This is a genomic window from Streptomyces corynorhini (assembly GCF_003346515.1).
GTDB classification, from domain to species: Bacteria; Actinomycetota; Actinomycetes; order Streptomycetales; family Streptomycetaceae; genus Streptomyces; species Streptomyces corynorhini.
Map to the genome: position 1 here is coordinate 1 of NZ_QQNA01000204.1, position 14,489 is coordinate 14,489.

General features: G+C 73.7%; 13 protein-coding genes and 2 pseudogenes. 10 read left to right on the forward strand and 5 right to left on the reverse strand.

Going from position 1 to position 14,489, the window contains the following annotated elements; genetic code table 11:
- The 3 genes and pseudogenes from DVH02_RS35255 to DVH02_RS24030 form a co-directional block, all read left to right on the forward strand.
- A pseudogene (locus tag DVH02_RS35255) lies at positions 1-470 on the forward strand (hypothetical protein); the annotation flags it as partial.
- 158 nt (positions 471-628) lie between these two features.
- On the forward strand, positions 629-754 hold the full coding sequence (locus DVH02_RS36815; protein ID WP_267899078.1) for a hypothetical protein: 126 nt from the start codon (positions 629-631) through the stop codon (positions 752-754).
- A complete protein-coding gene (locus DVH02_RS24030) occupies positions 755-1,900 on the forward strand; it encodes a protein-L-isoaspartate O-methyltransferase family protein (protein ID WP_199566398.1) in 1,146 nt (381 codons plus the stop codon).
- Here DVH02_RS24030 and DVH02_RS24035 read toward each other — a convergent pair whose 3' ends face one another.
- The gene (locus DVH02_RS24035) at positions 1,901-2,677 is read right to left on the reverse strand and encodes a CDP-alcohol phosphatidyltransferase family protein (RefSeq protein WP_114625927.1); all 777 of its coding nucleotides are present in this window, start codon (positions 2,675-2,677) and stop codon (positions 1,901-1,903) included.
- A 189-nt stretch (positions 2,678-2,866) separates the two neighbouring features.
- On the opposite strand from DVH02_RS24035, the gene DVH02_RS24040 reads away from it, so the two are divergent.
- The 5 genes and pseudogenes from DVH02_RS24040 to DVH02_RS36405 form a co-directional block, all read left to right on the forward strand.
- Complete coding sequence (locus tag DVH02_RS24040) at positions 2,867-3,856, forward strand: zinc-dependent alcohol dehydrogenase (protein ID WP_114625917.1); 990 nt, start codon at positions 2,867-2,869, stop codon at positions 3,854-3,856.
- 123 nt (positions 3,857-3,979) lie between these two features.
- On the forward strand, positions 3,980-4,378 hold the full coding sequence (locus tag DVH02_RS24045; protein ID WP_114625918.1) for a 6-pyruvoyl trahydropterin synthase family protein: 399 nt from the start codon (positions 3,980-3,982) through the stop codon (positions 4,376-4,378).
- On the forward strand, positions 4,375-5,607 hold the full coding sequence (locus DVH02_RS24050; protein ID WP_114625919.1) for a glycosyltransferase family 4 protein: 1,233 nt from the start codon (positions 4,375-4,377) through the stop codon (positions 5,605-5,607). Before DVH02_RS24045 ends, DVH02_RS24050 begins: the two co-directional genes overlap by 4 nt.
- Positions 5,604-6,833 carry a class I SAM-dependent methyltransferase gene (locus DVH02_RS36400; protein ID WP_233518432.1) on the forward strand — a complete coding sequence of 410 codons (1,230 nt, stop codon included), beginning with the start codon at positions 5,604-5,606 and terminating at the stop codon, positions 6,831-6,833. The genes DVH02_RS24050 and DVH02_RS36400 overlap by 4 nt, the downstream gene beginning before the upstream one ends.
- A 29-nt stretch (positions 6,834-6,862) precedes the next feature.
- A pseudogene (locus DVH02_RS36405) lies at positions 6,863-7,747 on the forward strand (lysylphosphatidylglycerol synthase domain-containing protein); the annotation flags it as partial.
- Here the strand turns inward: DVH02_RS36405 and DVH02_RS36410 are convergent.
- Entirely contained in the window at positions 7,667-8,740 is a 1,074-nt protein-coding gene (locus DVH02_RS36410; protein ID WP_114625921.1) for a RibD family protein, read from the reverse strand. The pseudogene DVH02_RS36405 and the gene DVH02_RS36410 overlap by 81 nt on opposite strands.
- Complete coding sequence (locus DVH02_RS24075; protein ID WP_114625922.1) at positions 8,737-9,501, reverse strand: creatininase family protein; 765 nt, start codon at positions 9,499-9,501, stop codon at positions 8,737-8,739. The genes DVH02_RS36410 and DVH02_RS24075 overlap by 4 nt, the downstream gene beginning before the upstream one ends.
- 127 nt (positions 9,502-9,628) lie before the next feature.
- On the opposite strand from DVH02_RS24075, the gene ribA reads away from it, so the two are divergent.
- Complete coding sequence (ribA, locus tag DVH02_RS24080; RefSeq protein WP_114625928.1) at positions 9,629-10,300, forward strand: GTP cyclohydrolase II; 672 nt, start codon at positions 9,629-9,631, stop codon at positions 10,298-10,300.
- A 210-nt stretch (positions 10,301-10,510) separates the two neighbouring features.
- On the opposite strand, the gene DVH02_RS24085 is transcribed toward ribA, so the two are convergent.
- Together DVH02_RS24085 and DVH02_RS24090 are read right to left on the reverse strand one after the other, a co-directional pair.
- Positions 10,511-11,938, reverse strand: coding sequence for a S1 family peptidase (locus DVH02_RS24085; RefSeq protein WP_114625923.1), 1,428 nt, complete (start codon positions 11,936-11,938; stop codon positions 10,511-10,513).
- Positions 11,939-12,151: 213 nt separating this feature from the next.
- On the reverse strand, positions 12,152-12,700 hold the full coding sequence (locus tag DVH02_RS24090; RefSeq protein ID WP_114625924.1) for a flavoprotein: 549 nt from the start codon (positions 12,698-12,700) through the stop codon (positions 12,152-12,154).
- 309 nt (positions 12,701-13,009) lie between these two features.
- On the opposite strand from DVH02_RS24090, the gene DVH02_RS24095 reads away from it, so the two are divergent.
- On the forward strand, positions 13,010-14,443 hold the full coding sequence (locus tag DVH02_RS24095) for an AbfB domain-containing protein (protein ID WP_147286115.1): 1,434 nt from the start codon (positions 13,010-13,012) through the stop codon (positions 14,441-14,443).
- The last annotated feature ends 46 nt before the right edge of the window (positions 14,444-14,489 follow it).

Here is a 14,489-nt window from a genome sequence, read left to right on the forward strand (position 1 = left end):
CCGCCGACTGCGCCGCCCTGGAGAACCTCGCCGCCGAGTGGCTGGCACGCGGCGCGACCCCCGACCACCTGACCGTTTCCCTCACCGCCGGACTGCCGCACCCCCTGCACAGCCCGGCCGCGATCGCCCGTAAACGACTGGAGACCAAAATGCCGCCCGAGCCCGTCAGCGCACAGACCGCCGCACAAGCCGCCGCGCGGCCCGTCCGCGTCCTCCGCACCATCGTCATGTGCATCACCTGCGAGAACGACGAGACGAACTCCACGATCATCAGGGGCGTCTGCGTCGACTGCCGCAAGGAATCCGGCATGGACATGGACATGGACCCGGAGGACGGCACCGACACCGGGCCCGGCCCCGGCGACGCCACCCGCACCCTCGTCGACACGGCCCGCCGCGCCGCCGAGATCCGCGCCGCCGCCGGTCTCAAGTCCCGCCGAGGCAAGGGGAAGGGGAAGGGGAAGCGGTGACCCCGAAGGCGCCGGAGCGCGGCTGTGCCTACCGTCCCGGACAGGTGACGCCGCGAACGAATGAGCGGGCGGCAGGGGCCTATTGGCCCCTTTCCTCCGACAGTGAGTACGCGTCAGACTGCTGGAGTATGGATGGACGCGTCGCCGGGAGGCAGATCGTGGGAATGCACGGAGATGGCAAGAGTGGGTCCGAGGGCGACAAGAAGCAGTCGCCCCGCGACAGCGACGGCCAGTGGAAAGGCAAGGTCGCCAACCCGCCCACCAAGAAGCCCAAGGAAAAGTAGATGAGTTCGCCGGAGCTGCTGCTGGAGATCCTGACCGCCCGGGGATCGGTCCCCGAGGGGTGGGCGGACGCGGTGCGCAGCGTGCCGCGTGAGCTGTTCCTGCCGGATCTCATCGAGGCTGAGGGCCGCCTCATCTCGCGCGGTGAGAGCCCGGACGCCTGGCTCGCGGCCGTGTATGACGACCTTCCTCTGATCACCCAGGTCAACGACGGCCGATCCCTCCCGGAGGGCGCCTACCAGCTGCCGACGGCGTCCAGCTCCATGCCGACCGTCATGCTGGAGATGCTCGACCTCCTCGCCGTACAGAAGGGGCAGCGCGTCCTGGAGTTGGGGGCGGCCACCGGGTACAACGCCGCCTGGCTGGCCCACGGTGTCGGCTCCTCCGGGGCCGTGACGACCCTGGACATCGATCCGGTACTGGTCGAGCAGGCCGCGAAGAACCTCACCGCCGCCGGCCTCGCCGCGCGGGTCGTATGCGGCCTCGGTGAGGCGGGCCTGCCCGAGGCCGCGCCGTACGATCGCGTCATCGCGACGTACACGGTCCCCGCCATTCCGTACGCCTGGATCGAACAGGCCCCCGCAGGGCGGATCGTGGCGCCGTGGGGCGGGAGTTTCTTCTCGCACAGCTTCGCCGTGCTCGATGTCGCCGACGGTGAGGCGCACGGCGGCTTCACCGGCTATCCGGCGTTCATGCGGTCCCGCCACGGCAGGCCGGACCGCGGTTACCTGGTCGACTTTCTGCACCATCGCGACAAGGCCGTCACGTCCCGTACGGTTCTCTCACCGCTGGCCTTCGACGGTGACGGCGACGCGCTGTTCTTCATCGGCCTTGACCTGCCGGACGCCTGGTACCTGCGGGCCGACGCGGACGACGACAGCGGCGAGGCGACCTTCTCGATCTTCGCGGACGACCGGACGTCGTGGGCGGCGGCCGACTACGTCCCGGATGCCGACGACTACGTCATCACCCAGTACGGCCCGCGCTCCCTGTGGGACGAGGCGGAACGCTCCTACCGGACATGGGAACGGCGCGGGCGTCCCGAACGCGACCGGGCCGGCCTGAGTGTCACGCCGGACGGACAGAACGTCTGGCTCGACGCACCGGAGAACGTGGTGTTCCGGCAGTCCTCCCAGGACACTTCGTGATCACGTATGGATTCGCTGCTCCCGCCATACCGGGGCCGGTACGGGAACGGGTACGGGTGCGGTTACGGGCGCGGGTACGGGCGCGGGTACGAGTACGGGTACGGGCACTCGCGCCCGGCCCCGCCACAGCCCCCTGATGTCGCGGCCGAACGACCAGCTCAGCAGCGCCAGCGCGCCGAGGACCAGCACGAAGGCGGCCGGGCGCGGCAGGAGCCCCGACGCGGCGACCAGCAGCACGACGCCCTGGAGCGCCGCGACCGTCTTGCGCGCCATGCTCGGCGGGAGCTGCCCGTTGAGCCACGGCAGGGCCCGTGCCGCCGCCACGAAGACGTACCGCATCGCGCCGATCAGCAGCACCCACGGCCCCAGCGACATCGCCACGTACACACTGAGCACCATGATCAGGAAGGCGTCGGCCTCCATGTCGAAGCGCGCCCCCAGCGCGGAGGCCGTACCGGTGCGCCGGGCGACCTGGCCGTCCACCGCGTCGAGGATCAGCGCCACCGCGGTGAGCGCGACCAGGGCCGTCACGGCGGGCGGCCCGGCGAAGGAGTCCGCGACCAGCGCGGTCACACCGCCGATCAGCGTGGTCCGCGCCAGTGTGACTCCGTTGGCGGGTCCGAAGGATCTGCTCCGGGGCCAGGAGCGGCTCAGCGCGCGGGTGAGCAGGGCCCAGGTCGCGACCGTGAACGCCAGGCCGGCGAGCCAGCCCAGCGGGCCCAGTCCGCTCCCCGTGGCCAGCGCGGCGAGCAGCAGGATCTGCGCGCCCGCCCCCATGGCCGTGTCCTGGCGCAACACCCTTGAGCTGTAGGTGTTGTACGTGTTGTACGTGTCGTATGCGTCGTTCAGGGCGGCCACCGTGCACCCTCCGAGTGTGTGACAGAGTCGATGAGAGCCGCGTACCGTCCGCACGGCCTCGTGATTATCAGAACGTGAACCGTCACCCCAGCGTTCAGGAGGACCCCGATGAAGCGGCCCGCACGCGCCTTCTGGCTCCGCTCCCCCGGCCACGGCGAGATACGCGACGTCGACCTCCCGGACCCCGCGTCGGACGACGTCGTGGTGCGGACGTTGTGTTCCGGTGTGAGCCGGGGCACGGAGAGCCTGGTGTTCCGCGGCGGTGTGCCGGAGAGCCAGCACGGGCTGATGCGGGCACCGTTCCAGGACGGTGACTTCCCCGGCCCGGTCAAGTACGGCTATCTCAACGTCGGCGTCGTCGAGGAGGGCCCCCGGGATCTCGTCGGCCGTACGGTCTTCTGCCTCTACCCGCACCAGAGCCGCTACGTCGTCCCGGCGAGCGCCGTGACGCCCGTGCCGCACTCCGTCCCCGCCGCGCGGGCCGTGCTCGCCGGGACCGTGGAGACGGCGGTGAACGCCCTGTGGGACGCCGCGCCGCTGATCGGGGACCGGATCGCGGTCGTCGGCGCGGGCATGATCGGCTGCTCGGTGGCCGCGCTGCTCGCCCGGTATCCGTCCGTACGCGTGCAGTTGGTCGACGCCGACCCGCGCAAGGCGGCCGTCGCCGACTCGCTGGGCGTCGGCTTCGCGCTCCCCGAGGACGCCCTGGGCGGCTGCGACCTCGCCGTGCACGCCAGCGCCACCGAGGCCGGACTCGCGCGCTCGCTGGAGCTGCTGGGGCCTGAGGGCACCGTGCTGGAGCTGAGTTGGTACGGCGACCGGCGGATCAGCCTGCCGCTGGGCGAGGCGTTCCACTCGGGCAGGCTGGTGCTGCGCGGCAGTCAGGTGGGCGCGGTCTCCCCGGCCAGACGCTCCAGCAGGACGTACGCGGACCGGCTCGCGCTCTCGCTCGACCTGCTCGCCGACCCGGTCTTCGACGCGCTGATCACCGGGGAGTGCGCCTTCGAGGAGCTGCCGCGGGTCATGGGCGGGATCGCGGGCGGCGAACTGCCGGGCATGTGCCACCGCGTGGTGTACGGAGCGGACCCGGCGCGCTGACCACGCGCGCCCGGCCCCCGCCACGGGGGGAACTTTCCGGATTCTTGAACAACGGGCGTGCCACCGCCGTACTGAAGGGCGTGGCCGGCGCAGGCCGCCGCAGCCGGACCTGGAGGTCAGCCGTTGTTCAGTGTCACCGTTCGCGAGCACCTCATGGTCGCCCACAGCTTTCGCGGCGAGGTCTTCGGGCCCGCGCAGCGACTGCACGGGGCGACGTTCCTCGTGGACGCCACCTTCCGGCGTCCCGAGCTGGACGACGACAACATCGTCGTCGACATCGGGCTGGCCACCAAGGAGCTGGGTCTTGTGGTGGGCGAGCTGACCTACCGCAACCTGGACGACGAGCCGGAGTTCGCCGGTGTCAACACCTCGACCGAGTTCCTCGCCAAGGTCATCGCCGACCGGCTCGCCGACCGTGTGCACGCCGGTTCGCTGGGCGAGGGCGCGCGCGGGCTGAGCGGTATCTCGGTCACACTGCACGAGTCCCATATCGCGTGGGCCAGTTACGAGCGTGAGTTGTGAACGACGCGCGGGACCCGGCCCACCCGCCGCGCGCGGTACGGGTCGTGCTGCCCGGCGGGGTCGACGATCCGGCCAGGCCCAGCGGCGGCAACACCTACGACCGCAGGGTGTGCCGGGATCTGCCGGGCGCGGGCTGGCAGGTCGCGGAGTACGCCGTCGCGGGCGGCTGGCCCGCTCCCGACGCGGGGGCGCGGGCCGAACTGGCGCGGGTGCTGGGCGCGTTCCCGGACGGAGCGGTCGTTCTCCTCGACGGAATCGTCGCCTGCGCGGTGCCCGAGGTGATCGTCGCGGAGGCCGATCGGCTGCGGCTGGCCGTCCTCGTCCATCTGCCGCTCGGCGACGAGACCGGGCTCGCCCCGGAGCGGGCGGCGGAGCTGAACGCCGGTGAGCGCCGCGTCCTGCGGGCCGTCTCGGCGGTCGTGGCGACGAGCCGGTGGGCGGCCCGCAGACTCGTGCGCCACCACGAACTCGCCCCCGAGCGCGTCCATGTCGCCGTCCCGGGCGCCGACCCCGCCTCCCCGGCCACCGGCTCCGGCGCCTCCGCCGGGGCGAGCGGCGGAGAGCCGGCCCCCCGGCTGCTGTGCGTCGCCTCGGTGACCCGCCGCAAGGGACAGCACCTGCTGGTGGAGGCCCTGGCGGACGTCGCCGGGCTGCCGTGGAGCTGCGTGTGCGTCGGCGGGCTCGGCCACGACCCCGGATATGTGGCAGACGTACGGGAGTCGATCGCGCACCACGGCCTCGCCGACCGGATCATCCTGGCGGGGGCACGCGGGGGTGAGGCGCTGGACGCGAGCTACCGGGACGCCGACCTGCTGGTGCTCCCCTCGTACGCCGAGACGTACGGCATGGCCGTCACCGAGGCGCTCGCCCGCGCGATCCCCGTACTGGCCACGGCCGTCGGCGGCGTCCCCGAGGCGGTCGGGCACGCGCCCGGCGGCGGGCTGCCGGGAATCCTCGTGGCGCCGGGCGACCGGGACGCGCTCTCCGGGGCGCTGCGGGACTGGCTCCGTGAGCCGGGCGTACGCGCCCGCACGCGCGAGGCGGCGCTCGGACGGCGCACCGCGCTGGCCCGCTGGGACACCACCTCGCGGAGCCTGGCCGAGGCGCTGGAGCGACTCCGGCACGAACCGCGTGACGGGGTGGACGGACGGGCCGGCCGCGACAGCGGGCACGGCCGGGACGCCGTCCGCGAACCGCGCGATGTGCGCGAACCCAGGGAGACCGTGTGAGCGACACCGACACCGACACCCACACCACCACCCACACCGACACACACACCACCACCGACGGCGGCCCCCACACCGCCGCCGACACCGCCGACACCGGCACCGGCACCGGCACCGACACCGGCACACCGCGCTATGCCCCCGAGTGGCTGGCGCTGCGGGAGGGCGCCGACGCCGCCGCCCGCGCGCCCGGCCTGCTCGGCCCGCTGCGCGCCCACTGGGCCGATCAGCCGGGCGAAACGGCCGAGTTGGTGATCCGGGACCTCGGCTGCGGCACGGGTTCGATGGGCCGCTGGCTCGCCCCCCGGCTGCCCGGCCCCCAGCACTGGATCCTGCACGACCACGACCCCGACCTCCTGGTGCGGGCCGCCGCTTCGATGCCGCGCACCGCCGACGACGGCAGCCGCGTCACCGCCGCCACCGAGCGCGGTGACATCGCGCGGCTCACCTCGGCCACGCTCGCCGGTACGTCACTGGTGACCGGCTCCGCCCTGCTCGACCTGCTCACGCGCGACGAGGTGGACGCGCTCGCCGCCGCCTGCGCGGGGGCCGGTTGCCCGGCGCTGCTGGCGCTCTCCGTGGCGGGCCGGGTCGAACTCACCCCGGCGGAGCCGCTGGACGCCGAGATCGCCGAGGCGTTCAACGCGCACCAGCGCCGCGTCGAGCACGGCCGTCGGCTGCTCGGCCCCGACGCGATCGAGGCGGCTTCCGAAGCCTTCGCCCGGCACGGCATGGAGGTACGGGTGCGGGCGAGCCCGTGGCGGCTGGGGGCTGTGCCGAGTCTCTCCGTGGCGGAAGGAGCGGTGTCCGGTGCCGGTGGCTCCCAGGCGGAGGTGGGAGGCGCCGCGCAGGGGGCACCTCCCACACCCCCGGGCCAGTGGGGGAGTCGTCGACCGACGACAACGCCGGAGACACGGATGCCGGAGACACGGATGCCGGAGACACGGGTGCCGGAGACGCGGATGCCGGACACCGCGACACCGTGGAGGAACTCGGCACACGCCGCGCTGGCCGCGCAGTGGCTGCGCGGCTGGGTCGGCGCCGCCGTCGAGCAGCGCCCGGAGCTGGCGCCGCGCGCCGAGGCGTACCTGACGCGCCGTCTGACCGACTGCCCCGACGGCGGGCTGACAGCCGTCGTCCACCACAGCGACATCCTCGCGCTCCCCGTGGGCACGACGCCCCGGCGGGAAGGGGACCCGGCGGCGGGCCCGGCAGGCGGCGCGCGGTGATCCGGCGGGCGGTACGGGGCCGGCTCGGCATGCTCGCCGGAGCCGCCGTCCTCGCGGTGGTGGTGTGGCGCCTGGGCACCGGCGCGTTCCTTGACGGGCTGCGCGGCATCGACGCCCCCACGCTGCTCGCCGCCCTCGGCATCGGCCTGCTGACCACCGTGTTCAGCGCCTGGCGCTGGTGCCTGGTGGCCCGGGGGCTGTCCCTGCGGCTGCCGCTGGGCCGGGCCGTCTCCGACTACTACCGGGCCCTCTTCCTGAACGCGGCGCTGCCCGGCGGTGTCCTCGGCGACGTGCACCGCGCGGTACGCCACGGGCAGCGGGCCGGTGAGGTCGGCCGTGGTGTGCGCGCGGTGGTCCTCGAACGGGTCGCGGGCCAGGCGGTGCTGATCGCGGCCGGGGTCGCGCTGCTGTGCGCCCACCCCGCCCCGGCCCTGGCGGAGGCGCGGGGGCTGCTGCGCCGTCTCGTACCCGGTCCCGGCACCGCGGCCGTGCTCGCCGTGGTGTGCGCGGTGGCGCTCGCCGCCGTACGACTCCGTACCGGCGCCAAAGCCGACACCAAAGCCGCCACCGGCACCGGCACCGCCACCGGCACCGGCCCCGGCACCGCCACCGCCACCCGCGCCGCCCGCCTGCTCCGCGCGCTCAACACCGTGGGCGCGGAGGCGCGCCTCGGGCTGTGCGCGCGCGGGAGCTGGCCGGGGGTGGCGCTGTCGTCCGTCGTCGTACTCGCCGGTCACCTGGGGATGTTCCTGCTCGCCGCGAGGACGGCCGGATCGACCGCCCCCGCCGCCGAGTTGCTGCCGCTGATGGTGCTGGCGCTGCTGGCGATGGCGCTACCGCTGAACGTCGGCGGCTGGGGCCCCCGGGAGGGCGTCACCGCGTGGGCCTTCGGTGCGGCGGGACTGGGCGCCGCCCAGGGGCTGAGCGTAGCCGTGGTGTACGGGGTTCTCGCCCTCGTCGCCGCCCTGCCCGGGGCCGGTGTTCTCGTCGCCCCCTGGCTCGCCAGGACGTGGCGCCCGCAGGTCCAGTTCGAAGAGGGTGTCCTCGCCGAGGACGGCGCGCCGCGTCGGCGGCCGCAGGGCGTCACGCATCCGCTCGGGGCCGGTGAAGCGCAGCCCGGGGACGCCGTCGCCGAGCAGGACCGGCGCCACCGTGACGTACAGCCGGTGCAGCGCGCCCTCGCGCAGGAAGCGGGAGACCGTGACGCCGCCGCCCTCGACCAGCACCCGGCCCAGGCCGCGCCGCGCCAGCTCGCGCACCAGCCGCCGAGGGGCGAACGCGGCCCGGTCCCGCAAGGTCAGCACCTCGACACCGGCACCGACGCCTCCCCCGTCGCGCCCGTCGCGCCGGGGCCCCGGCGCGCGCTCGTCGGCACCGCGGCCGGTCTCGGCAGCCTCGTCGGCATCCGCGCCGACCACCCACAGCGTCGGCGCTGATCCGTCCGTGAACACCTGGTGGCCGCGCGGCACCCGGCGGTACGGATCGATGACGACCCGCACCGGATGGGCCCCCGTACAGGCGCGGACCGTCAGCCGCGGATCGTCGGCCACGGCGGTGCCCGCCCCGATGACCACCGCGTCGGCGAGCGCCCGCAGCCGGTGCAGATGTTCGCGGTCCTCCTCGCCGGTGACGTAGTCGGCGTCCCCCGTACGGCTCGCGATGAATCCGTCCAGACTCTGCCCCAACTGCGCGAAGGTGAACAGTGGACCGGCCAGGCACAGCGACACATAGCGGTCGGCGAGCGCGTCCGCCTCGGGCGAGGCGTCCCGCCACCGCCACCGGCCGTCCGGGTCGCACCCGAGCCCGGCCGCTGCCGCGTCCGCCGCGGACCGTACGGAGCGCAGCAGTTCCCAGGCGGCCGACACGTCGAGCGGAGCGGTACGGTGCGCCACCGCGCGGCCGGTCATCGCGCACCGCCGGATTCCGCCCGGTTCAGCAGCGCGAGATACGCGCCGAAGGAATCCACGAGCCCCGCCAGCAATTCCTTTCCCTTACCGGCGGACGCCAGCGAGGGGCGGCCGACGACGCCGGACTCCGTATAGGCGCGCAGACCGAGCGTGAGCAAATGCTCCCGGTCGTCGGCGAGGAAATCGGAGGTCTCGTATCCGGGGCGCACCAGCTCCGGGGATTCGTGCAGCAGAATGGATGTCTCGACTTCGCCCGCGTGCATATCGCTGCGCGAAGAAGTCCGCACTCCGGCCCGCTCCCGCGCCGCGTCCCAGTCCGCCGTTCCGGGAAAGAGCGCCATGCGCGTACCGGTTCCCGCGGACTCCTGGACCACATTGCGCAGAACGTAGTTCCCGCCGTGGCCATTGATCAGAACAAGGCGGTGGATTCCGGTACGGCGCAGCGACGCCGCGATGTCCAGGACCACCGCGTGGAGCGTGGCGGCGGAAATGCTCACCGTGCCCGGCCAGTCCGGGTGTTCGTGCTCGTGCGAGCAGGAGATCGTCAGCGGAGGCAGCAGCCGCACCGGGTGCGCGGCGGCCACCTCCCTGGCTATGACGGCGGCGACGACCGTGTCGGTCACCAGCGGCAGATACGGTCCGTGCTGCTCGAAGCTGCCGACGGGCAGGACGGCGACCTCGGCCCGCTCCTCGCGTACGTCCCGGGTCGTCCCGTACGGCAGCAGGCCGGATCCCGCCGGTCTCGTCCGCGAACCACTCATGTTTTCCGGCCCTTTCTCATCTCCGTACACGTTCACCGGAGCAGGTTACGTGGGAAAAGCTGCCCAGTTGACATTCTTTCACCAATTTCTACCGCAAGGGCCGGGGGTACCGGATATCATGCCGAACATGACAGATAGTGATGGCGCACACCGCAACAGCGCGCATTCGTCTGGGATCGAAAGGGCGGCGGAGGTCCAGCTGTCCACCACGTACGGAGAATTCCGTGCCGTCGGCTACCTGGACCTCGATCGCGGGGATGAGCAAATAGCCCTGGTGTACGGCGACATCGAGGGGGACGGCGCGCTCACCCGCGTCCATTCCGAGTGCCTGACCGGCGACGCCTTCGGCTCCAGGCACTGCGAATGCGGCGACCAGCTCTCCGCCGCGCTGCGCGCCATCGTGAGCGAAGGGCGCGGCGTCCTCGTCTATCTCCAGGGCCACGAGGGGCGGGGTATCGGTCTGCTCGCCAAACTCCGGGCGATGCGGCTCCAGTCGGAGGGCATGGACACGGTGGAGGCCAATCTCGCGCTCGGCCTGCCGGCCGACGCCCGCGACTACCGGGTGGCGGCGGAGATGCTGCACGACCTCGGGGTGCGCTCCGTGCGGCTGCTGTCCAACAACCCGCTCAAGCGCGAGGCGCTGCTGCGGCACGGCATCAAGGTCAGTGAGCAGGTGCCGCTGCTGATACCGCCGCGCGAGGAGAACCTCTCCTACCTGGTCACCAAGCGCGAGCGCCTCGGCCACCATCTGCCCCATCTGGACCAGGCCCCGCTCGGCCACACGGCCGACGGGAGCTGACCGGAGCCGACGGGGGCCGACGGGGGCCGATCGGTGCGGACCGGCCGGGACGCGACGGGACACGACGGGGGCCGACCGGCACGGACCGGCCGGGACGCGACGGGAGTCGACCGGCACGGACCGGCGGGGAGGCGACGGGAGTCGACCGGCGCGGACCGGCCGGGAGGCGACGGCCGCCGGGCCTGCCGGGCCGGTCACCCGGCAGGCCGCTCAGCCCCAACTCTGCGCGTACTGGCTGCGGTAGCGGCTGCGCCCGGCCCGCTCGGAGAGGATCCAGTGGGCGGTCATCAGCAGGAGCAGACTGGCGGCGATGATGCCCAGGCCGGGTACGAGGGACTTGAAGTCCACGATCCCCGTGACCGTCGTCCCGCCGGGACCGCCCGGGGTGGCCGCCCCGCCGACGGGCGGGAGCACGGCCCGCGCGCCGTCCGGATCCGTGGTGGCGGGGCTGGAGGCGGGAGTGTCGGCGGCCTGGGAGCCGTCGCCCCCGTCGCCCCGCTCGCCTCCGCCGTCGCCCGCGCCGTCGTCCACGACGAGGCTCACACCGAGCGCCGAGAGCGCCGTGGTCATCGGCTGGAAGAACGTGACGCCCCCGGCCGTACAGTCGCCCGTACCGCCCGAGGTCACCCCCAGCGCGATGCCCTGCGCGAGCAACGGGCCCCCGCTGTCGCCGGGTTCGGCGCAGACCGTGGTCTGGATCAGCCCGGTGACGGCGCCCTCGCGGTAGTTGACGGTCGCGTTCAGCGCGGTCACCCGCCCGGTGCGCAGCCCCGTCGTACTGCCGCTGCGGAAGACCTGCTGGCCCACGACGGGATCGGCCACGCCGGTGATCCGCACGCCCTGCCCGCCGCCGATGTCCACCACGCCGGAGCGGCCGTTGTCGCCCGTGGCCGACCCGCCCCCGGCGGATCCGTACCGCACGAGCGAGTAGTCGTCGCCGGGGAAGCTCCGCTCGATCGTGGTGCCGACCTCGCCGCCACGCCCCTCGTCCTGGAACCAGGTGGTGCCGACGGGGCCGCAGTGTCCGGCCGTGAGGAGGAAGTTCTCCCGGCCGTCGGTCACGTTGAACCCGGCGGAGCAGCGGCCCGCGCCGTTGAAGATCGGGGAGGCGCCGTCCAACCGGGTGGTGAAGGAGCCCTCGGTGCGTTCCATGCGGACCGAGCCGCCCACGCCCTCGGCGACCTGGGACAGCGCCGACCAGTCGGCGGCGGAGACGGAGCTGTCGGCGTGCACCACGACCTGGTTGGTCGCGTAGTCCACCGCCCACGCGGTGCCCGGCACGCGAGGGGCCTCGCGCAGGGTCGCGGTGGCCGTGCGTAAGTCACCCATGCTGTAGCGCATGACCTCGGCGCGCGCGCCCGCCCGCCGTACCTCGTCCGCCGCGTCCTCGTCGGTCACCGCGACGACCGGTCGGCCGTCGGCGGCGATCCAGGTGCCCGCCGTACGGGCGTCACCGAGCCGCGAGACCAGGCTCGCGCCCAGCTCGGCGGAGGCGGAGGCGCCGCCGTCCGCGCCGCCGGGCTCGCGTCCTTCGGCCTCGCCCGCGACGGCGTTCGAGACCATCAGGCCGCCGCAGATCAGCCCGCCGACGGCCGCGAGTCGCGCGATCCGCCGGAAGGTGCGTCGTGCGTGCCTCATGCGTGGCCCCCAAGGTCGTACCGATACGACGTCATGCGGCGGGGCCCCGGATCGGTGGAGCGCCCCACTTGAGTACGTACGCGGGGGCCGTACGGTTCAGCGGCGCCACCGGAAGATCCCGGCGGGCGGTCCCGGCGGACGATCCCGGTCAGCGGTCCCGGCGGACGATCCCGGCGGACGATCCCGGTCAGCGGTCTCCGTCAGCGGTCCCGGTCAGCTGCCGGTGCTCGCGCCGTCCACCGGCAGCAGCTCCAGCGCCTCCTCCCAACGGAAGTTCTCCGCACCGCCGTTGGTACCGGCCGGATGGGGCTCGTGCGAGCCGACGCGCACCCCCATCCCGCGCAGCCGGTCGAGGCTCTGGCGGTACGCGGGATGGGCTGCCTGGGCGGCGTTCAGATACGGCAGTACGGCGGTGGGCACGCCGAGCCCGTACGCCTCGCACAGGACGCCGAGCGCGAGGGTGTCCGATATCCCGGCCGCCCACTTGTTGATGGTGTTGAACGTCCCCGGGGCGACCGCGATCGCGTCCGGCGGCGGGAGCGGGCGGGGCTCGCCCGGCAGCCGCCAGGCCGAGCGGACCGGGTAGCCGGTCAGCGACTCGACGGCGGCGCGGTCGATGAACCCGAGGGCCTGCGGGGTGGCGACGACGCCGACGCCCCGGCCCTGCGCCTGGGCGGCGGCGATGAGGGTGCCGACGGCCGGGGCGATGCCGGAGGCGCACACGACCACATACAGAAACGGCTTCTCGGTCCGGTCAGTCATACCAATTCTCCCGTCGCGGGGGGGGCGCCAGCATAGATGTTCGCCGGGTTCGTCCGGAAAACGGCAGGTGATGCCCGTCTTCTCTTGATCGAATCTCACCCATTGAACGTTGAAACCTTCACTTCTCCCCCACGTGGTCCACTACTCTCTACCCAGTCGCAACGCCCGGCGTAACGGCATCAGTTGCTCGTCCACGCCCATGATCCCCCAGCGGCTCCCAACTTCCCTTGTGCTCAAGACATTCACAGATCCCCGATCCCGATCACGGATCCGCGTACGCCCGTCGGCGACGCTGGAGGCAGACTGCGCATGCCAGAGATGAGCGGTTCCGACCCCACCCGGCACACAGAGCACGATCAGCCGGCCGCACCGTCGGACAACCTGCCGGTGCCGGTGAAACGCCCGCGCAGGGCGGCACGAAAGACAACGGCCGCGCGTACGGGCCCGAGTACGAGCGGGGGCAGGGGCGGGGGCGCGGGCGCGAGCGGCCGCAAGGAACTCTCGCCGGTCCCGCCCACCGGCACCCACCGCCGCAGCCCCAACCCGTCGGACCTGCTGCTGTTCTCGGGCATGACCGCCTCGGCCGCCTGGCGCCAGCAGTACGGCGCGGGTCCTGGTACGGGCATGGGCTCGGGCCCCGGCGGGCCGGGTGGACCGAGCGGCTCGGGCCCCGGCGGCTCGGGCGGCTCGGGACCCGGCGCCCCGGGGCCGGGCGGAGGCGCGGGCCAGGGGCCGGGCGCCGGTTCCGGCGGGCCCGGGGAACCGTGGGACGAGGACCCCGCCCCGCTCCCCAAGAAGGGGAGCCTCGTACGGAGCACCGTGCTGCTCGGCGTCGGAACCCTCGCGTTCGGCGCCGCCCTGGCCCTGCTCGCCGGCCCGGGGGCGCACAACGCCGACCAGGCCGCCGCGCCCAGGTCCGTGCTGCCCCAGCCCGCCCTGCCGGCCTTCCCCGCCCAGGGCACGGACAACGAGCCGGGCGATGTGACGGACGCGAGCGACGGCCCCCTGTCCGGCACCGACGGCGCCGACTCCGAACTGGGACCGGTCGACGGCGCGGCCCACTCCCTGCCCGGAGCGGCAGCGGCGGCGGCGGGCGGCAGCGACGGCGGCAAGGAGGGCGGCGGCACCGGCAGTGACGGCGGCGACTCCGGATCGGGCTCGGGCTCGGGATCCGGCTCGGGATCCGGCTCGGCGTCGGGTTCCGGCTCCGGCTCCGGTGCGGGGTCCTCCTCGGGCGCCGGATCGAGCGCCGGATCCGGCTCAGGCTCGGGCTCAGGCTCGGGATCGAGCGCCGGGAGCAGCGGTCCCGGCGGCGGTTCGGCGACGCCTCCGGCGGCCTCGTCCCGCAAGCGCGCCATGCGGTCCGTCAACTACCCGGACCGCTACTGGAACATCCGCGACAACCTGGGCTTCCTCGACACCGTCAGCCGCGACAAGGCGATGCTCACGGTCGTCGACGGCCTCGCGAAGTCGGACTGCTACTCCTTCTCCCTCGGCAACGGGCGCTATCTGCGGCACTCCTCCTTCCGCCTGCGCTCCGACGTCAACAACGGCAGCGCCACCTTCAAACAGGACGCCACCTTCTGCCCCCGGAAGTCCCCGTTCGGCGACACCCTGACGCTGGAGTCCTACAACTACCCGGGCCGCTTCGTCCGGCACCGCGACTTCCAGCTCTGGCTGGACCCTTACCAGCACTCCCGGCTCTACCAGGCCGACACGACCTTCCGCATGGTCAAGGGCTGACCGGACGCCCGCACCCGCCCCGAGGCCCGGCCACCCGCCCCGGGGC